Source organism: Clostridium pacaense (assembly GCF_020709765.2).
In the GTDB taxonomy this organism is placed as follows: Bacteria; Bacillota; Clostridia; order Lachnospirales; family Lachnospiraceae; genus Enterocloster; species Enterocloster hominis.
This window is the reverse complement of sequence record NZ_JAJFEB020000014.1, coordinates 43,669-61,823: the sequence shown is the minus strand read 5'-3', so window position 1 is coordinate 61,823 and position 18,155 is coordinate 43,669. Positions and strand designations below refer to the sequence as shown.

The following is an 18,155-nucleotide window of genomic DNA, read 5'->3' as shown; positions in this document are numbered from 1 at the left end:
TATATGGGCCTTATGGATGAACTATAAAAAGCAGATTGTGGCCTCTACCCAAACAATCAATGGCCACAATCTGCTTTCCCTGTTTAATTACTTCCACGTTTAATTACTTCCACTAACAGCCTTTGATTACCCTCATGATTTCCTCCAGGCAATCCTCCAGCACCACATTCCCATACCACTTCACAATCCCGCACCGGTCCAGGTTCTCCTGCTTAAAGTCCTCTTCATCCGCCAGGAATCTCCTGCACATTTCCTTATACTTGGGAACCTTCTGCTGTTCTTCCCGCTCCAGGGCGCGTCTTAACCGCAGTCCGTCCTCCACATGGATATAGAGGGGAACCAGGGCATCCGCACCGTAAAACAGGCGCATTTTCTCATAGGACTCAAGGGTGCCCATGACCAGGTAGCATCCATGTCCCAAATCAATCTGCCCATCATCCACTGTAAAATAATTCCATGGACCGTATACGGTATCATAGGTCCTGCACTCTATCAGGGTGCCGTTTTCCCTGCACTTGTGCAGATATGCCTCATCCACAAAAAAATACTCCACCCCGTCCGTCTCCCCGTCCCGGATTGGACGGGTTGTATACATGCGCACGGTCTTAAGTTCCGGCATCCTGCTGTGCAGCTGTTTATAAATCGTGTCCTTCCCAGACGCACTTTTACCCATTACATAAAATATCTTTCCCATCACGCACTCCGCTATCCCTTTCATCCTGTCAGTCTTTCTGCACTATCTCTATATAAGCCAGGGACTGGTCAGCCGGCCCCTGGACCGGAAGTCCCTTTTTCATGTATTCCATTATCACATCCAGGGAACGCCTGCTGATCCACTCCCCCGGGGCCACAATGGGAATCCCCGGCGGATAGATATATACGAATTCCCCGGAAATGCTCCCGGCACAGTCTTCAAGCCTTACTTTCCTGTGTTTTCCGTCCATGGCATCTGCAATGGTCATGGCCGTATCGCTCCGCATACTGTATACACTGCTTATCCCGGACTTTGCTGGACCCGTCCTGTTGTCTATCTCCATCAGAGCATCCCCCAGACGCCTTAACCCCTCCGAACGGTCCATAGGGGTTGTTATGGCGGTTACATAGTCCGCCCCGCACATCTCCATCTCCAGGTGGTATTCCCGTCTGAGGATGCTGTCCAGGTCCGCCCCGGTAAGGCTGCTATCTCTGGTTGAAATCACAATCTTGGATACATCCAGATTATGGATTCCATACTGTCCTATGATATCCGTATCCACAAGACGCAGGCGCCCCATCCCCCGCAGCCGTTCCCTCAGCTTCATGATTTCCCCGCGGTACGGCTCCATATCCATATGTTCCATCTGGTATATGCTGTTCTCAATGCTGGCCATGAACACATAGGAGGGGCTGCTGCTCTGCACCATGTGTACATACCGGTCAATCCGCTCCCTGTCCCCATAGCATCCCTGGTCCGGGCGGTTGTTCCTGATGTGCAGAAGGGCTGTCTGGGTCAGGCTTGGCATGGTCTTATGCACGCTCTGGATGACCACATCCGCGCCCAGGTCCAAGGCGGACACAGGGAACATTTCCCCAAAACGGAAATGCGCGCCATGGGCCTCGTCCACAATCAGCGGAAGCCCCGCCCCGTGGACCACCTCTGCAATCCCCTTAATGTCCGACACCACGCCGTCGTACGTGGGGGACACGATAAGCACTGCCTGGGTATCCATGTACCGTTTCAGCATCATATCCACATCCGACGGAAGGACTCCGCCCTGTATCCCCAATCCGTCTATCTCCTGTGGATAAACATAGGAAGCCTTAAGCTGGTTCAGGCAGATTCCATGATACACGGATTTGTGGCAGTTCCTGCTGACCAGGATACGCCCTCCCCGGGGCACGGCCCCGCATACGGCGGAGAGGATCCCGCTGCTGCTTCCATTGACAAGGTAGTATGTCTGGTCGGCTCCGTATACCTGTGCTGCCCAGTCCATGGAGGATTGAAGGATGCCTTCCGGGTGATGGAGATTGTCAAAGCCGTCTATCTCCGTTATGTCCACCGTGAACGGGTCCGGGAATCCCATGTCCCCTGTCCGCTTATGTCCGGGCATGTGGAATGGATACATATCCGACCTTGCATATTCTTTAAGCTTGTGAATCAGTAAATCCTGCTGTCTCATTTTTATATGGCTCCTGTTCCATGGCAGGTAAATGGCGGATTTTATGCATTTCCCTGAAGAATCGTTGTTGTTTTGTTTTTCATAGTACTACAGAAACCTTGCCGAATCAAGCATCATACACGGTTAAGGGCCTGTTTGGACATTCCTCCCTGTCCTTCGGACCTATGGGAACTCCAACAGGATCTTGGGATACTGGTTCTCTTGTGCCAGACGGAACGCATCTTCCGCCTCATCTAACCTGCATACATGGACCAGCGGCTCCAGTATCAGATTGTCCATGATATTCTTAATCCTGGGCAGCATGTAGGCGGAACGGTAAAATGGGATGATGGCGGCCTCCTTCAGGTAAAGTTCAGCAATCGTCACCGGAAGCAGCTTGGTCAGGCCGTAGGTACCTGAGAAAAGCAGTGTTCCCTGGCGGGCCAGCATCTTTGGGGCCAATGCCAGAAGACGGTAGTCAGAAGATACCTCTATGACAATATCATAACCAAGCATATCCGGTATGATGGAAACAGCCGACGGAATGATGTCATTTAATGGATCCACCGCCAGCTCCGCTCCCAGTTTCAATGCCAGCTCCCGGTTTTTTTCACTGTAGTCAAATAAGGTAATATGGGTTGCCCCCCGCATTTTTGCCAGCTGCAATATAATCAGGCCCAGGGCGGACGCTCCCTGTATCAAGGTTTTATTACCCACCCTGAGGTTAGAGCGGTCAATGGCGTGCAGCGCATTGCCGATTGTATCAGAAAGGCAGCCGCACTGCAAGGAAATCCGGTCAGGCAGCTTGATAAGCTGGCTTGCGCTCCAGACAATGTACTCCGACATGGTACCCGACGCCATTTTTATATTATAGCAATGGTTTTCTTTTGCATCCATACAGTAAAAACATGTGCCGCAGAATTTGTAGATGGTCCCGATCACCCTGGTGCCTTGGGAAAAACCGTTTTCCACGGCAGCCGGGCCGGCATCCACCACCACACCCGAGAATTCATGTCCAATCGTGCCAACAGGGGACGACCACAAAAGCCGGTTTAAATCCTGCTTAAAAAAGGAGATGTCCTCCATGTTGATGGCGCTGTAGGCCACTTTGATTTTAACATCGTCGGGTTTTGATATCTGCGGTTCCTTTACATCTGCAATTATAAGTTTCCCTGGTTCGGTTAATTTAATCTGCTTCAATCTTTTATCCCCCACTGCCTGATTTCCGTGGCTTTATATTCGGATACGGTCTTTCCTGTACTCTTCTTAAACAGCTGGCTGAAGTAGTGGTAATCCGTAAAGCCCGAGTCCAGGGCAATGGATGATATCTTACCCGCAGGTTTCAGATTTAATAGAAGCACAGCTGTTTTGATACGGATATGGTTAATATAATCCGAAAACTTATATATGAATTTATTTTTAAAAAGGTAACTGATATATGTCTCCGATGTGCTGCAGTACTCCGCTGCCTTTTTAAGCGATATGTTTTCATGATAGTGGGCAGCAATATATATCAGTGATTTTAATAAGATGGGGTTGGCATCCTTAAGGGCCGGACCGCATTTCTTTCTCAGGTATAAAAACTGCATGGAAATACAGCGGGCCTCCTCCTCCAGGGATTCATATACCGTAAAAAGGCTGTCATCCGGTATACCGGATATGGCAGAAAGGGACAGGTACAGAGCTGCCAGGGATGCGTGTACTTTCCCGCAGGAAATGGTATCGAAACTGGCTTTTAAATCTGATTTATAATAATTCCCTATGGTGCTATACAGGATGTCCGGATGATTCACAAAAAGAGAATACGTAGTTTCCACCAGATGGGGTAAATCCGGCCGGGCCGGCTGGACCTTAGGTGTAAACGTGCGGATATCAATCTTCTTCTGCTCAGCACAAAAGTAGCTGAGCTCATAAGCGCCCGTAATCAGGGCAGCCTGCCTTGTGGCATCGGATGCCTGGCCGCAGACGGCATCTAAGATTAAAAAGGTTACATGGGCATTGGCATTCTGTATGTATAAATTCTGGATTTCCTGAAGCATATTGTCAAATGATGCGTCCGGGGCATATCCGCTTAGTGATTTTATAAGCACGTGATTCCCCTTGGGATATATTTCATTGGTACAGTATTGGTTCAAAATCGTCTTCAATTCATCCATGAACTGCCGGCTGTCAATGAATTGGACCGTTATGTCCGGCTTTGGTATGATGATCCGGTATTGCCCGGAGGTATCAGAGGACGCGTGGACGGCAGCCGGCTTTTCTATCACAAACCGCGCTTTCCTTAGAAGAGCTGGAAATGTATCCGTGTACAGCTGGTGGAAGGTCATGTAATCCAGTATGGCAGGGGAATATGTTTTATTATGTATCTCATTTTCAGGGAGGATGATAAGAAACTTTGCGCCGGCATAATAAGAATAACAAAGGTCGATATATTCAGGAAAAGGGATGCTGGTCAGGGCGGCGTTTAAGATAACCAGATCCGGCTTAAAGGTCCTGTAAAGCTCTAACCCCAGGGCAGGATTATATTCGGTCCCAACGCTGTCAAAGACAAACCCCATATCGCATATCCGTTTCCATATCTTATCATGATGGTCATAAGTTGTTGTGAGAATTAACAATTTCATCTCTGCATACCCTCCATTTCTATTCATTATATAATAGATAATTAAATATAGTCAACATAGTTTAATATTTTATGTTATTAAAAAGAAACATGACAAGAAATTAAATATGGCAGGAAGCAAACCTTTATGCACCGTCATGTTTCCCCCTGATTTTCAATGCTATAATCAGTACACAAACAAAGCAAAGGAGTGGAATCATGAAACTACAATTAGCATTGGATGCAATTACGTTAGAGGATGCTGTCCGCATCGTAAGGCAGGTAAGCAGTGAATTGGATATCGTAGAATTAGGAACCCCGTTTACATGGACACATCCCATTGAGACAATCGGAATGTTTAAAAGGGAGTTTCCCCATAATCTGATTTTGGCGGATTACAAGATCATGGATGGCGGGGAATATTGCGCAGGCCTGGCATATGATGCGGGAGCCGATATCACCACCGTATCTGCGCGTACCCTTGACATCACAATCCAGGGTGCAGTAAAGGCAGCCCGTGACAGGGGCAGATTAATCCTTGCTGACATGATGGGCGTGCCCTCAGAAGAGATGGCTTCAAGGGCCAGGGAGGTTGAGGCCCTGGGGGTTGATTACATCTGTATCCACAGAGGCCTGGGGGTTAAGGACAGTCCGCTGGAAAATTTAAAGATATTAAAGGAAACCGTCACACGGTCCCAGATAGCCATAGCCGGCGGAATCGACCTGGATACCTTGAGGGAGATTGTCCCCCTTAAACCGGACCTTGTGATTGTGGGCAGTGCAATCATCCGCGCTGAAAATCCTCTTTTGATGGCAAGGACCATGCGGAACATAATGAAGGAGGCTGAATAACATGGATGCTGTTTTATATGCGCAGTCGGCCTGTGATGAAATCAAGTCATTGATAGCCACTGTCAACCAGGAAGATACCGGGAATCTTGAGAAAATGATTAACAGGGCCGGCAGGATTTTCATAGCGGGCGCGGGAAGAAGCCTGCTGTCCATGAAATTCTTTGCCATGAGGCTGATGCACACCAACCACCAGACCTATCTGGTGGGGGAGGTCTGTACGCCAAGTATCCATGAAGGCGACCTGCTGATCATCGGTTCCGGATCCGGTTCTACCAAAGGCATGATGGCAATTGCCCAAAAGGCAAAAAGCATGGGAGCCAATGTTGCCCTTATCACCATGAACCGCAGCGGAAGCATAGCCGGATTGTCTGACTGCATTGTTGAATTCAAAGGCAGCCTGCCTGAAGGGGCTGAAACTGCGGAAGAACGCCCGGATGACGCATATATCCATGTCCGTCCGTCCGGCAATGTCTTTGAACCGGCAATGTTGATTTTATTGGACAGCATTGTATGCAGCCTGATGGTCAAGGGACATATGGGAATGAAGATTGTGCGGTATAACCACGCGAATTTAGAATAGAGGAGGAAATCACAGATATGTTAAAACACGGTATTATCAATGCAGATATTAAGTACCTTCTGGCAAGCCTTGGGCACAGGGACCGGATTGCCATAACGGATGCCGGCTATAACGTCCCTTCCGGCATCCCCAAAATAGATATTGCGTTCCTCCCCGGCATGCCTGAACTGCTGCCCATACTGGACGGGGTCCTGGATGAGATTGCGGTTGAACAGGTTGTTCTGGCCGAGGAGATAAAGTCAATGTCCCCAAAGCTTCATGAGGAATACAGGAAGCGTTTCCCTGAAAAAAAAATATGCTACATACCTCATTCTGAGTTTGACGAAGTAATCAAGGACGTGAAAGGAGTCATACGGACCGGACAATATGGACTCCACGCACCGAATATCATCCTTCAGGCAGGATGCACATACGACAGTGAGGAGTGATCATATGCTGGATGTTCTGACAATCGGTGACCTGATGATTGATTTTACGTCTTTAGGGACCAATGAAGCCGGGAAGCTGGTTTTTGAACGGAATCCAGGGGGTGCTCCGGCCAATGTGGCTTCCCAGGTGGCAAGACTGGGCGGAAGCAGCGGTTTTATCGGTTCCGTGGGACAGGACGAGCATGGCCTTTATCTGATTGAAACCATGAAGAAGCTGGGCATTGATGTTTCCTGCCTCAGGATAAGCGATAAGGAAGCCACAAGGATTACGTTCGTCTATCTGAACCAGGGAAATGACCGTTACTTTTCAAATTACCAGTCCCCGCGTGCGGACCGTGACCTTCCGGAGGACGAACGGTATTACAGGCAGGCGGACAACTGCCGGATCCTGCACTTTGCATCAACCTCCCAATTCGGGGAACCCATTGCGGCAACGTCATCCAAACTCATGGCATATGCCAGGAAACAGAATAAGCTGATATCCTATGATCCCAACTGGAATGAAGTCTGCGGATATGATGAGGGGCAGAAAAAAATCATGACGGACACCTTTAAAAAGGTTGATATCCTGAAGATATCCAGGGAAGAGTATTCCTACTTCATCGGAGACATGGATATAAGGGAAGGCGCCGCACAGATTATCAGCCAGGGGGTCAGGCTTCTGGCCATCACCATGGGGGCCGGGGGATGTTATTACCGGACAAGGGAGCTTGAAGGTTATCAGCCGTCCTACCAGGTAGCCGTAAGGGATACCACTGGATCCGGTGATTCCTTCATGGGGGCATTGCTTTATCAGATTGCAGGAAAAGAAAAGGCAATTGAGGATTTAAAACAGCAGGAACTGGATGATATCATACGTTTTTCCAATGCATGCGGCTCCACCTGCGCAACAAAGACCGGTTCCCTGACAGTCATGCCCGGGCTGCCGGAGGTAACATGGACCATGGGACATACAGGGCTGTATCAGATGGATATACAATGTATTTAATTACAGGAGAGGGTGAATCTATGAAAAGACTGGCAGTATTAATATTATCAGGAATCATGGCGGCGGGGGCTTTGACAGGGTGTACCATGAATTCTTCATTGGTAAAGACTGAAACAACGCAGGTTAAGGATGACAGTGAAAAAAAGATTGCATTTATCATTCCAACAAACAATTTCGACTATTTTGTATATATTGGGGCAATGGCCAGGAAGACCGCGGAAGAAAACAAGGTCCAGATAGATTGTTGGGATGCTGCCTTTGATTTTACAAAGGTTGCTGATTTTGTGGACCTGGCGGCCGTACAGGGTTACGATGCCATCGTTGTGGCCAATGGCGATAATTCTGCCGAACCAGCCATCAAGGAAGCTGCCGCCAAGGGAATCCCGCTCATCAACTATGACTCGGCGCTGGCCGGGGATTTTTATGCACAGATCATGAGCAGCAATAAGCAGATGGGAAAGATGATTGGGGATTATGCCGTCCAGCTGATTACAGAGGCTGATAAGGCGGAAACCGTCCGGGTAATCATATCCGGAATGCCGTCTTCCCCGTCGGATGTGGACCGGGAGGCGGGAATCCGGGAGGCACTCTCTGTTTTAGGGGATAAGGTTGAAATCGAGACGGTATTCCCATCCGGCACAAACAACTCTGAAAATGTACAGTCCCTGTGGGATGACCTGTTGATTTCAAAAACAGCCGGAACCGTGGATTATATTTTCTGCACCAACTCCGGCTCTTCCCTGGGCGTCCTGTCCTCTGTACTGTCAGCAGGAAGGAATGAAATCGGGATTTTCGGTATTGACGATGAGGACGGGCAGATAAGCGCGCTGCAGGATCCATCGAATCCATACCTGGCAACCGTGGGACAGGACCCGTTCAGCATTGGCAAAAAAAGTGTTGAATGTGCAATCAAAGCCATGAATGGCGAAAGGTCAGGATTGATTACCGTTGATGCGTCCCTTTATACAAAGGAGAATGTATCCGAGGTCCTGAAGGAAAAACAGGCGCTGAAAGAAGAACTCAATGCTTATAAATAATGAATCGGTTGAACGGGATGGTGATGATATGAACGAACCGATCATACAGGTGGAAGGCATCTGCAAGTCATTTTCCACTGTAAAAGTACTGGAAAACATAAGTTTTTCCATCAGGCCCGGGCAGGTGCTGGCGCTGATTGGGGAAAATGGCGCCGGCAAGAGCACATTATGTAAAATCATTGCCGGAAGCTATACCCCGGACCAGGGCAGGATTCGGATTGGGGATAAATGGTATCCTAACCTTACGATTGAAGAGGCAAAAAAACTGGGGATAAAAATGGTCCACCAGGAGCTGCTGATCCTTCCCAAACTAAGCATTATGGAAAATATCTTTGTGGGCAACGAACTGGTTAAAAATGGTCTGATAGACAAAAAGCAGATGTACATACGGGCAAAAGAACTTTTGGGGCAGGTGGGCCTGGATGCGGATCCGCGTACCCTGGTTAAGGATATTGACATTGCCGCCAGGCAGCTGGTTGAAATCGCCAGGGCAATCAGTACAAAGGCCAGCCTGATCATATTGGATGAGCCTACCTCCTCCCTGTCAGAAACAGAGATTGCCAAATTATTTACCATTGTGGACAAGATAAAGAAAACAGGAGTATCCTTTATCTTCATCTCCCACCGTCTGCAGGAAATCCTGGAACTATCCGACGTCATACAGGTCATGAAAGACGGCGGACTGGTAGCAGAGTTGGATCCGCAAAAAACCACAGAAGAAGAAATCGTCCGCAACATGGTCGGGAGAAGCTATAACAATTACTATAACAGGAACAGACAATGCTTCGGAGAAGAGATATTGCGGCTTGAAAATGTCACCGGATATCACAGGGAAGGCCAGATCATCAGCGCGTATACGCCCCAAAATATAAGTTTCTCCCTGAATAAAGGCGAGGTCCTGGGCCTGTCCGGCCTGGTAGGGGCCGGAAGGACAGAAGTCATCAAGCTTCTGTTCGGCGTAGACAGGCTTAAAACAGGCAAAGTATATTTTGAACATAAAGAAGTAAAAATCCACGAACCGGGAACCGCCATAAAGATGGGCATGGCCTGGCTTACGGAGGACAGGAAGGGTTCCGGGCTGATACTGAAGTTTTCAGTGAAAAGCAACACGGCAATCACTTTACTGGACCGTTTAAAAAAGGGAATGTTCATCGACACAAAAAAAGAAAACAGTATAACAGATGACTACATCGGCAGGCTGAACATCAAGACCACGGGCAGGAATCAGAAGGTTGTATATCTTTCAGGTGGAAACCAGCAAAAGGTGGTGCTGGCCAAATGGCTGGCCAGGGAACCCAAGGTCCTTATTTTAGATGAACCTACCAGAGGCATTGACGTGGGGGCTAAAGTAGAGATATATAAGATGATAAACGACCTGACTGCCCAGGGTATGGCAATCATACTTATATCATCTGAACTTCCTGAACTGATGGGAATGAGCGACCGGGTCCTTGTGATGTATGAAGGACATATAACCGGGGAATTTTCCAGGGACGAATTATCAGAAGAGGCCATTATGAGATGTGGAACAGGAGGCAGGAAACAGATATGAAGAATCAATTGAACAAAATGGATCCCAAGGCTTTTTTTAGCAAATTCGGCATTGTCCTTGTAATGATTGTCCTCACCGTCATCTTTACATCCATGGAACCTGGTTTTATCTCCACTGCAAATATCATCAATATCATAAGACAGGCCTCCATCATGATCATTGTGGCATGCGGTGCAACCTTCGTGATGGTGGCTGGCGGGATTGACGTGTCTGTGGGCGGCGTTGCCTGTCTGACCGGAATCATTGTTGCCAAGCTGCTGAGCATCGGCATGCCCGTAGCCCTGGCCCTTTTACTGGGCGCCGGTGTTGGAGGGGTTCTGGGATTATGCAGCGGTATGATGGTATCCCATTTCCATATCGCGCCGATGATAGCCACCCTGGCCATCATGAACCTGGCCAACGGTGCAGCCAACCTGACGACAGGCGGTACGGCTGTCTATAACCTTCCGGAAAGCTTCATCATGCTGGGACGGGGATATATTGCCGGAATCATTCCCCTTCAGGTAATCATCATGCTGGGAATAGCGGCAGTCAGTTACATCGTATTGTCTAAAACCGCATTCGGAAGGCGGGTTTATGCAATCGGCGGCAATGAAATGGTGGCAGAACTCTCAGGCATCAATGTCCGTAAAAACAAAATCATCTACTATATCCTTTCGGGAATCTGTGCCAGTATCGCAGGCATGATCATGACCAGCCGCATGGGAAGCGGACAGCCTTCCATGGGAGCCACATGGAATATGGACAGCATTACTGCAATTGTGATTGGCGGTACTTCCCTCAATGGCGGTTCCGGCTCCATCACAGGCAGTGTGCTGGGTACGATCATGATGGTCATGATTACCAACGGCCTTAATATCGTTGGGGTGAACTCCTTCTGGCAGATGGTCATATCAGCCATGATATTAATCATTACAATCATTGTATACAGGAACGATTGATGGACCCTGAAGTTAAAAAGCAATATTGAATCCTTTATATGCCCATGATATACTGAAACAAAGTATGCGGTGACACACGACACATCAGTCAGCAAGGAGGTATACGTGCGCTTAGAGGAACTTTGGAAGAAATACAGCCCCTATAATCAGTTCAACCTCTCCATACTTCCGGAGGAAATAAAGTCCCAGGGTGTCAGGCTGACCTATGAGCCTCATTCAGTCATCATCAGCCGGGGTGAATTTCCCAAATACATCTACTTCATTGAATCCGGAACAGCACTTGGTACCAGGGATTATAAGGACGGCAATAACTATTATTATTTCCGGATTACCAGCAAGACAGGTTCCGTGGGGCTTTTGGAAGTGCTGGCCCACGAACCTCAGACCATCGCAACCGTGGTTGCCAGCACCCGGGTCACTGTCCTTCGGATCAGCTCCGCCATTATCTACGAATACCTGATGACCCATCTGGACATGCTCTACAACTGCACCTATATCGTTGCCCACGACCTGTACCAGCGCTCGGGGAACGATGGTATCCTCTACTATCAAAGGGGCATTGACCGGGTACGCTTCTATCTGGTCCAATACTACATGCTTCACGCCCCCGAAGGACAGAAAATCCTTGTGGAGCCTGATTACCAGACCATTGCCAGCAATATCGGGGTCAGCGTGCGTACGGTTGTGAGGAGTATCCAGAAATTAAAGGAATTGGGGGAGATAACCTCTGTCAGGAAGAAGATTTATATATCTGAAAAACAGCAGTTGGTCATGTTAGAGGAAATAGAACAGTTGGTTCAGAGGTAAGGGCATGTCTGTATAACGGGACAGAAACGGCTTCTTAGATTCCCGCCTTTGAATGAGACAGAAGCAGCTCTTATGATACCCGTCTTTCAATAAGACAGAAGCTGCTCTTGCGATTCCCGCCTTTGAATAAACCAAAAGCAGTTTGCCAAATCCCCGCCTCCAATATCGGCAGGACCTGGCAAGCTGCTTCTTGTTTACGTAACCACGATTTCCTTTATTCCCAGCTCCTTCACCCTCTCCTTCAACTTTTCCATCATCTCGTCAGACGGTTCCTTTGTGCTGGAGAAAGAAGGCCTTACCCCATAATGGCGGAATTTAATCAGTTTATACCTGACCTCGGGATATGGGGCTATCAGGCTGCTTCCCAATTCTATGGTCCGCAGGTTATCCATAACATCCGGGACCACTACGGTACGGATTTCATAAAGCTTACCCATGGCAGCCATCCGGCGGATGTTTTCCACCGGTATCCCCAGCTCCCTGCCGGTAAGTTTCATATGGTCTTCCTCACTTCCGGCCTTCAGGTCAATCATGGTTTTATCTGTAACTTCCAGTAAATCCGTCCTGTCCCAAAGAGGTACCTGCCCATTGGTATCCATATAGGTAGTCTTTCCTGCCGCTTTGACCAGGGTATAGAATCCTTTCAGGAAATCCAGGTACAGGGAACATTCCCCGCCGGAAGTGGTGATACCGCTGATGAAAGGGAAATATGCCTTCACTTCATCATAAAGCTGCTCCGGCGTCATGTTCCTGATTTTAGGGGAAGCGTCAAAAACACAGGTTTTAAGACAGGTATCGCAATTGCAGCATGCCCTATAATCATAGGACACCAAACCGTCCGCCATGGAAAGCGCGCCCGCAGGACATGTTTTTACACATGCCCCACAGTTCCTGCAAAGGTTGATTGTCTCCGGATTATGGCAGTACAGGCAATTCTGGTTGCAGCCCTGCAGGAACACGGCTGTGCGGTTGCCCGGCCCATCCACGCAGCTGAAGGGGATGATTTTATTAACCGGGGCAGTCATGGACGGACTGGTTATAGTTGCATTAGTTTTAGATACACACGTTTTAGATGAACTGGTTTTAGATGCACGAATCACTGCCAGCCCATTATCCGCTGAATCCTTTTCCGTCATTTATCCCCACGCACCTTTCTATCCAGCAGATGGAGGTTCTTATCCACGCCGGAACCATTGACCGTCGCCTCGTTCAGTGTCATTTCATCCCGGTCGAACTTCTCAATATCAGACTTCTTGACCAGGTATCCTGTTACCCTTACAAGGTCGGAATCGCCGGAGTAAAAGGACAGGTATCTTGCGCCTGAACGAAAGGCGCCTTTTAAAATGTCCAGGAGATACTGAGGATTGTTCTTAACCGTGTCATCAAAGGGGAACAGCTCCCCGCAGCCGGCATCACAGCCCTTGTGCATACGGATAAAGTTCATAATCTGGTCCGGCAGTTCAGGTTCTTCGCCAATGGGAATCCTTCCGCCTGGTGTGGAAACCGTATCCTCCATCACGCCTACCTGTGCGTGAAGACCGTACTTCCCATACTTTGCAGGCCTCCTGTCTATCTCCTGGCGGATCCGTTCCATGATTGCCTCGCCTAAGGCATCGGCTTTTTCACCATGTCCAAACCGCTCTTTTTCATCTGTCAGGCCCAGTATCCCGTTGACACACTCGGCCAGCCCTACAAAACCGAACATCCCTACCATGTGGTCCCGGTCCTTTTTAATCAGGCCCTCCCTGTACAGGAATGTATTTTCATAATAATGGCAGTAATCCACAATGAATTCACAACGGCTGTCAATGGCGTCACATACGGCAGTGACTGCTTCCGGTATCACACGGTTTAATAAGTCTTCCGGGTCCGTGGCAAGCCGGGGCAGCTGATCCATGTTCAGGCGCACCAGGGTCAGCCCGCATCCGCCGATTGGCAGTGTGTTGTAGCAGCTGACAACTGCATAATCCCCCATGTCCCTTCTGTAAAGCGCGTCATTGGCAAAGCTTGGCTTGGATGAAGCCATGGCTGTCTCAAGAGCCGCCTTCATATAATCATCCGGCGTATCTTCCCGGTACATCAGGGTCATATTGGGGCAGGGGCGCTGCATTTCCTTTGTAAGCTCAAGGATGATACGGCCCGCCCTGGTATCCTCCGGCCCCAGGTCGGCATGGCAGAATGCGTTGGATATGGTGCGGTCCACATGGGTCAGGAGGAAACGTATGGCCTTCCTGGCTTCGTCCTCATCCTTCACGAAGGGTTCCAGCAGGCGGTCCAGGCACCCGATGTAAACCGCCAGCCCGCCGTCCGCCGGAATATTGTGATACAGGCAGAGCAGGTTGCCCACCGCTTCCCAGATATCCTTTGGCGGTTCCAGCATCAGGAACCCGCTTCCCTGCTTCAGGAACCGTTCATAATCCGGCAGGCAATACCTTGTGCGGTAAGGGGTCTTACCCTCAAACATATCCATCATGGCGCCGTTTTCGAAATACTTCCTGGATAATTCCGTATAGTTGACCAGCTCAATGGAATTCTCTGCAATCTTCGCCATATCCTTGAGACGCTGGTTGAATGTTACTTTTGGGTTTGTGATTGTATGGATAATATCCTGTGTCATGTCATTTGTTGGCATACGCGTACCTCCCTGTACTTACTATATCATATTTCTAGTCTGCATTTCCATCTATCATACATCTGCAACCGCCGCACATTTCCCCCAATCATGCGTTCCTCGCCCTTCTATAGGCCCTGATGGAGAAAATGGCGAGTCCGGCCAGGGTCGCGCAGTAGGGAATTGTCTTTACAAGGTCCGAGGGCCAGCCCAGGGTTGCAACTGCGTTGGACAGGGCGTCTGTCACACCGAACAGCAGGGATGTGGCGGCGGTCCCGATGGCGCCCCTCTGCCCCATTGCCTCTGCCGCAAGTGCAATCCAGCCGCGGCCGCTTACCATGTCCCTGGAGAACCAGGACACATATCCCATGGACATGAAGGCCCCGCCCAGTCCGCTCATGACGCCGCTGATGATCAGGGCGATGGCCTGGGTCCTGGCCACACTGATTCCCACGGAATCAGCCGCTTCCTTTTTCTCGCCGACCGCCCTGATGTGATAGCCCAGGGCCGTCCTCTTTAACAGATAGAAGGTAAATACAACTGCCAGGATGGACAGGTAGGTCAGGATATTATGCCCGGAGACGGCTGGCCCCAGCACCGGGATATCCTCGATGAACGGGATATTGATGTTTGGAAGCACCTTGCTGTCCAGGGAAACGCTGGTCCCCTTGTCATGGGCCGCCAGATACAAAAAGAAAATGGTCCCTCCGCTGGCAAGGCTGTTGATGGCAATTCCGCCCAGGATGATGTTGGTCTTATAATACAGGGTGAAGAAGGCCAGCACGCTGGCTGCCAGCACTGCTGTCAGGATGGCAAATGCCAGCCCGGCCCATGCGCTCCCAAAGAGGTAACTGAAAAACATGCCTGCAAAGGCCGCCATCAGCATCATTCCTTCCAATGCAATATTGGGCACCCCGGCCACATCGGAGACAACCGCCCCCATGGATGCAAACAGAAGAGGCGTGGTCACCCGGAGGATGGAGTAGAAAAAGTCACTGGTAAATATCAAATCTGTCAATGCCTTCATGCCTTGGCCTCCTTCTCTATCCAGTTCTGCCTGTACTTATGCAGGAAACGCTCCGCAGAAATCAGCAGGATGATGATACTCTGTAATATGGCAATCATTTCCGTGGGAATGTCCGATGAACGGTTCACCAGGTCTGCGCCAATCCTCAGGTAGCTTACAAAAAAGGCTGCCCCGATTACGCCTATGGGATGGTTACCCGCCAGCATGGCTATCATGGCGCCGTCAAAACCGTATCCGGGCAGCGCGGTCCACTCAAACCTCTTATGCATGCCGATACACTCAATCAGGCCTCCGGCGCCTGCCACGGCCCCCGCCACCACATGCACGATGATGATGACCCTTGTCACGTTGATGCCGGAATAGCTGGCAAACCTGGCATTGTTGCCCGTCATCCTGATTTCATATCCCCATTTGCTTTTGAACATGAATATGTATACAAGCACCGCACATGCCAGCGCAATCAGGAATCCCACATGGATCCTGGTGCCGGGTACCAGGTTGGCAAGGAGTGCATTTTTCCTGTATTTGTATGATACCAGGGACGCGACCTTGGGGTCCCGCATCATATTGTTCAGCAGATAAAGGCCGACCCCCAGCAGGATGTTGTTCATCATCAGGGACGTTACCATCTCATTGGCCCCGTACTTTGCCTTCAGGACGCCGGGTACCAGCATGATGACCATTCCGGTCACGGCTCCCACCGCGATACAGACAGCCGGGAATATGACGGGAGGCATCTTAAGCCATATGGCCAGGATGGAACCGGTGATGCCTGAGATGAAGAAAATGCCTTCGCCGCCAAGGTTGAACAAGCTGGCCCTGAACATCAGGGCCATGGAAAGCCCGGAAAAAATCAGGGGCACTGCGGTTTCCACAATATTGCCCAGATAACGTTTGGAGGACAGCGGGGCCAGAAGGAATATGCGGATGGACTCCACTGGCTGGTCGCTGACCAGAAGGATGATGATAAATGCCACAGCTATGGCAACCCCCATGGAAACCACGGTTCTTATGATGTTAAATGACTGCTCCCTGCTCATCCCCTGGCCCTCCTTATCTGTTCCTCACTGTGCCGTTCAAGCCCCAGCATATAAAGCCCCAGCTTTTCCTCATTCAGTCCCTCGGTATCATCAAAATAAGCCACGATTTCCCCTTCATACATGACCGCAATCACGTCAGACAGTTTCAGGGCCTCACTTAAATCAGCGGATATGAGAAGGACCGCACACCCATTGTCCCTTAATTCCATGATTTTCTTGTGGATGATATGGGCTGCCCCGATGTCCACGCCTCTGGTGGGCTGTTCCGCAATCAGGACCTCAGGCTCATGGCTGCATTCCCTGGCAACCACCACCTTCTGCATGTTTCCGCCGGAAAGCATCCCCACATTCTGACTGTTGCCAAAACAGCGTATCTCATAGGAACGGATATTATCATCTGCAAATGTATCTATTTTCTTGTAATCCAGCAGTCCGCCCCTGCAGAATTCCCTGCTGGCGTACCGGTTGGACACCATGTTCTCAGCGATGGATTCCTGGCCTGCGATTCCCTGGTCCATGCGGTCCTCGGGCACATAGCCGAACTGCATACGGCGGATTTCCTGAAGGCTCAGTCCGGCAACGGATTTCCCGTTTAACCGGATATCCCCCTGTTTCAGCGCCCTCTTTTTTGTCATCAGGTCCACCAGCTCCACCTGTCCGTTGCCCTGGACACCGGCTATGCCGAAAATCATGCCGCCCCTGACCCCGAAGTTTAAATCTTTAAGGATCTGTATCTTATTCCTGTCCGTGTAGGAGACATGTTCCGCTTCAATCTTAATATCCCCTGCCTTCGGCCGGCTCTTGGCAATGGATGTGTCCATCTCGCATCCCATGATCATGCTGGAGATTTCCTTTTCCGTCACATCCTTTGTCTCACAGCATCCCACGAAGCAGCCCGCCCTCATGACGGTGATACGGTCCGATATCCTCTTGATTTCCGGGATTTTGTGGGAAATGAACACAATGGTATGGCCCTGCTCCTTCAGATGGATCAGCTCCTCAAAAAGCTGGTCTGTCTCCTGGGGCGCCAGCACGGCCGTGGGTTCGTCCAGAATCAGGATTTCCGCCCCTCTTGCCAGCGCCTTTAATATCTCAATCTTCTGTTTCACACCTACCGGAAGGGTCCTGGTTACTGCCTCCGCCTCCACTTCCAGGTTATATCTGCTGCTGAGTTCCTTTGTAAAACGGACCGCCTCTTCCTCGCTTACAAACAGCCCTTTTTTTGGCTCCATACCAAGAATGATGTTCTGTGCCGCTGTAAAAGATTCCACCAGCATGAAATGCTGGTGGACCATCCCGATTCCATGGGCAATGGCATCTTTGGAGGATGAGAATCTGACACTCTCCCCCCGCAGGATGATTTCTCCTGAAGACGGCGGTTCCATACCGAACAGAACTTTCATTAAGGTGGATTTTCCTGCGCCGTTTTCTCCAACCAGCGCATGGATTTCCCCCTTTTTCAGATTGAAGTTTACATCTTTATTGGCAGCAATACCGTTGCCATAGATTTTTGAAATGTCCTTCATCTCCAAAATATAGTCTTGCATCCGTA

17 protein-coding genes are annotated in these 18,155 nt (G+C 49.7%); 8 read left to right on the top strand and 9 right to left on the bottom strand.

Annotation, left to right across the window (positions count from 1 at the left end; translation table 11 throughout):
• Window positions 1–112 precede the first annotated feature (112 nt).
• The 4 genes from LK536_RS49810 to LK536_RS49795 all read right to left on the bottom strand — a co-directional run bounded on the left by LK536_RS49810 (window position 113) and on the right by LK536_RS49795 (window position 4,762).
• Window positions 113–694: a guanylate kinase gene (locus tag LK536_RS49810; RefSeq protein WP_227796563.1), complete on the bottom strand. Its 582-nt coding sequence runs from the start codon at window positions 692–694 to the stop codon at window positions 113–115.
• Window positions 695–722: 28 nt separating this feature from the next.
• Window positions 723–2,159: an aminotransferase class I/II-fold pyridoxal phosphate-dependent enzyme gene (locus LK536_RS49805; RefSeq protein ID WP_227796562.1), complete on the bottom strand. Its 1,437-nt coding sequence runs from the start codon at window positions 2,157–2,159 to the stop codon at window positions 723–725.
• Between the two features lie 162 nt (window positions 2,160–2,321).
• Entirely contained in the window at window positions 2,322–3,338 is a 1,017-nt protein-coding gene (locus LK536_RS49800) for a zinc-dependent alcohol dehydrogenase (RefSeq protein ID WP_227796561.1), read from the bottom strand.
• Window positions 3,335–4,762 carry a helix-turn-helix domain-containing protein gene (locus LK536_RS49795; RefSeq protein ID WP_227796560.1) on the bottom strand — a complete coding sequence of 476 codons (1,428 nt, stop codon included), beginning with the start codon at window positions 4,760–4,762 and terminating at the stop codon, window positions 3,335–3,337. Before LK536_RS49795 ends, LK536_RS49800 begins: the two co-directional genes overlap by 4 nt.
• A 197-nt stretch (window positions 4,763–4,959) precedes the next feature.
• Here LK536_RS49795 and hxlA point away from each other — a divergent pair, with 197 nt between their 5' ends.
• The 8 genes from hxlA to LK536_RS49755 all read left to right on the top strand — a co-directional run bounded on the left by hxlA (window position 4,960) and on the right by LK536_RS49755 (window position 11,925).
• Window positions 4,960–5,592: a 3-hexulose-6-phosphate synthase gene (hxlA, locus tag LK536_RS49790; RefSeq protein ID WP_227796559.1), complete on the top strand. Its 633-nt coding sequence runs from the start codon at window positions 4,960–4,962 to the stop codon at window positions 5,590–5,592.
• Between the two features lies 1 nt (window position 5,593).
• Window positions 5,594–6,172, top strand: coding sequence for a 6-phospho-3-hexuloisomerase (hxlB, locus tag LK536_RS49785; protein ID WP_008726661.1), 579 nt, complete (start codon window positions 5,594–5,596; stop codon window positions 6,170–6,172).
• A 17-nt stretch (window positions 6,173–6,189) separates the two neighbouring features.
• Window positions 6,190–6,600 carry a D-ribose pyranase gene (gene rbsD / locus LK536_RS49780; RefSeq protein WP_025484699.1) on the top strand — a complete coding sequence of 137 codons (411 nt, stop codon included), beginning with the start codon at window positions 6,190–6,192 and terminating at the stop codon, window positions 6,598–6,600.
• A 4-nt stretch (window positions 6,601–6,604) separates the two neighbouring features.
• Window positions 6,605–7,588 (top strand): carbohydrate kinase family protein, encoded by a 984-nt coding sequence (locus LK536_RS49775; RefSeq protein WP_008726665.1) that lies wholly within the window; start codon window positions 6,605–6,607, stop codon window positions 7,586–7,588.
• Window positions 7,589–7,608: 20 nt separating this feature from the next.
• Complete coding sequence (locus LK536_RS49770; protein WP_025484696.1) at window positions 7,609–8,625, top strand: sugar ABC transporter substrate-binding protein; 1,017 nt, start codon at window positions 7,609–7,611, stop codon at window positions 8,623–8,625.
• A 28-nt stretch (window positions 8,626–8,653) separates the two neighbouring features.
• Window positions 8,654–10,177, top strand: a complete 1,524-nt coding sequence (locus tag LK536_RS49765) for a sugar ABC transporter ATP-binding protein (protein ID WP_227796558.1) — start codon at window positions 8,654–8,656, stop codon at window positions 10,175–10,177.
• Complete coding sequence (locus LK536_RS49760) at window positions 10,174–11,118, top strand: ABC transporter permease (RefSeq protein WP_040382922.1); 945 nt, start codon at window positions 10,174–10,176, stop codon at window positions 11,116–11,118. Before LK536_RS49765 ends, LK536_RS49760 begins: the two co-directional genes overlap by 4 nt.
• Before the next feature lie 105 nt (window positions 11,119–11,223).
• Complete coding sequence (locus tag LK536_RS49755; protein WP_008726669.1) at window positions 11,224–11,925, top strand: Crp/Fnr family transcriptional regulator; 702 nt, start codon at window positions 11,224–11,226, stop codon at window positions 11,923–11,925.
• 194 nt (window positions 11,926–12,119) lie between these two features.
• Here the strand turns inward: LK536_RS49755 and LK536_RS49750 are convergent, their stop codons facing one another.
• From LK536_RS49750 to LK536_RS49730, 5 genes are all read right to left on the bottom strand, one after another.
• On the bottom strand, window positions 12,120–13,061 hold the full coding sequence (locus LK536_RS49750; protein WP_227796557.1) for a YjjW family glycine radical enzyme activase: 942 nt from the start codon (window positions 13,059–13,061) through the stop codon (window positions 12,120–12,122).
• Window positions 13,058–14,557: a YjjI family glycine radical enzyme gene (locus tag LK536_RS49745; RefSeq protein ID WP_227796556.1), complete on the bottom strand. Its 1,500-nt coding sequence runs from the start codon at window positions 14,555–14,557 to the stop codon at window positions 13,058–13,060. Before LK536_RS49745 ends, LK536_RS49750 begins: the two co-directional genes overlap by 4 nt.
• Before the next feature lie 88 nt (window positions 14,558–14,645).
• On the bottom strand, window positions 14,646–15,563 hold the full coding sequence (locus LK536_RS49740) for an ABC transporter permease (RefSeq protein WP_025484690.1): 918 nt from the start codon (window positions 15,561–15,563) through the stop codon (window positions 14,646–14,648).
• Window positions 15,560–16,603, bottom strand: a complete 1,044-nt coding sequence (locus tag LK536_RS49735) for an ABC transporter permease (protein WP_008726673.1) — start codon at window positions 16,601–16,603, stop codon at window positions 15,560–15,562. Before LK536_RS49735 ends, LK536_RS49740 begins: the two co-directional genes overlap by 4 nt.
• On the bottom strand, window positions 16,600–18,150 hold the full coding sequence (locus tag LK536_RS49730; RefSeq protein WP_025484689.1) for an ABC transporter ATP-binding protein: 1,551 nt from the start codon (window positions 18,148–18,150) through the stop codon (window positions 16,600–16,602). Before LK536_RS49730 ends, LK536_RS49735 begins: the two co-directional genes overlap by 4 nt.
• Between the last annotated feature and the right edge of the window lie 5 nt (window positions 18,151–18,155).

Excerpts from the sequence above, each read along its gene's own strand:
- LK536_RS49810 (WP_227796563.1), bottom strand. The coding sequence starts at position 694 with ATGGGAAAGATATTTTATGTAATGGGTAAAAGTGCGTCTGGGAAGGAC.
- LK536_RS49805 (WP_227796562.1), bottom strand. The coding sequence starts at position 2,159 with ATGAGACAGCAGGATTTACTGATTCACAAGCTTAAAGAATATGCAAGG.
- LK536_RS49795 (WP_227796560.1), bottom strand. The coding sequence starts at position 4,762 with ATGAAATTGTTAATTCTCACAACAACTTATGACCATCATGATAAGATA.
- hxlA (WP_227796559.1), top strand. The coding sequence starts at position 4,960 with ATGAAACTACAATTAGCATTGGATGCAATTACGTTAGAGGATGCTGTC.
- hxlB (WP_008726661.1), top strand. The coding sequence starts at position 5,594 with ATGGATGCTGTTTTATATGCGCAGTCGGCCTGTGATGAAATCAAGTCA.
- rbsD (WP_025484699.1), top strand. The coding sequence starts at position 6,190 with ATGTTAAAACACGGTATTATCAATGCAGATATTAAGTACCTTCTGGCA.
- LK536_RS49775 (WP_008726665.1), top strand. The coding sequence starts at position 6,605 with ATGCTGGATGTTCTGACAATCGGTGACCTGATGATTGATTTTACGTCT.
- LK536_RS49770 (WP_025484696.1), top strand. The coding sequence starts at position 7,609 with ATGAAAAGACTGGCAGTATTAATATTATCAGGAATCATGGCGGCGGGG.
- LK536_RS49765 (WP_227796558.1), top strand. The coding sequence starts at position 8,654 with ATGAACGAACCGATCATACAGGTGGAAGGCATCTGCAAGTCATTTTCC.
- LK536_RS49760 (WP_040382922.1), top strand. The coding sequence starts at position 10,174 with ATGAAGAATCAATTGAACAAAATGGATCCCAAGGCTTTTTTTAGCAAA.
- LK536_RS49750 (WP_227796557.1), bottom strand. The coding sequence starts at position 13,061 with ATGACGGAAAAGGATTCAGCGGATAATGGGCTGGCAGTGATTCGTGCA.
- LK536_RS49745 (WP_227796556.1), bottom strand. The coding sequence starts at position 14,557 with ATGCCAACAAATGACATGACACAGGATATTATCCATACAATCACAAAC.
- LK536_RS49740 (WP_025484690.1), bottom strand. The coding sequence starts at position 15,563 with ATGAAGGCATTGACAGATTTGATATTTACCAGTGACTTTTTCTACTCC.
- LK536_RS49735 (WP_008726673.1), bottom strand. The coding sequence starts at position 16,603 with ATGAGCAGGGAGCAGTCATTTAACATCATAAGAACCGTGGTTTCCATG.
- LK536_RS49730 (WP_025484689.1), bottom strand. The coding sequence starts at position 18,150 with ATGCAAGACTATATTTTGGAGATGAAGGACATTTCAAAAATCTATGGC.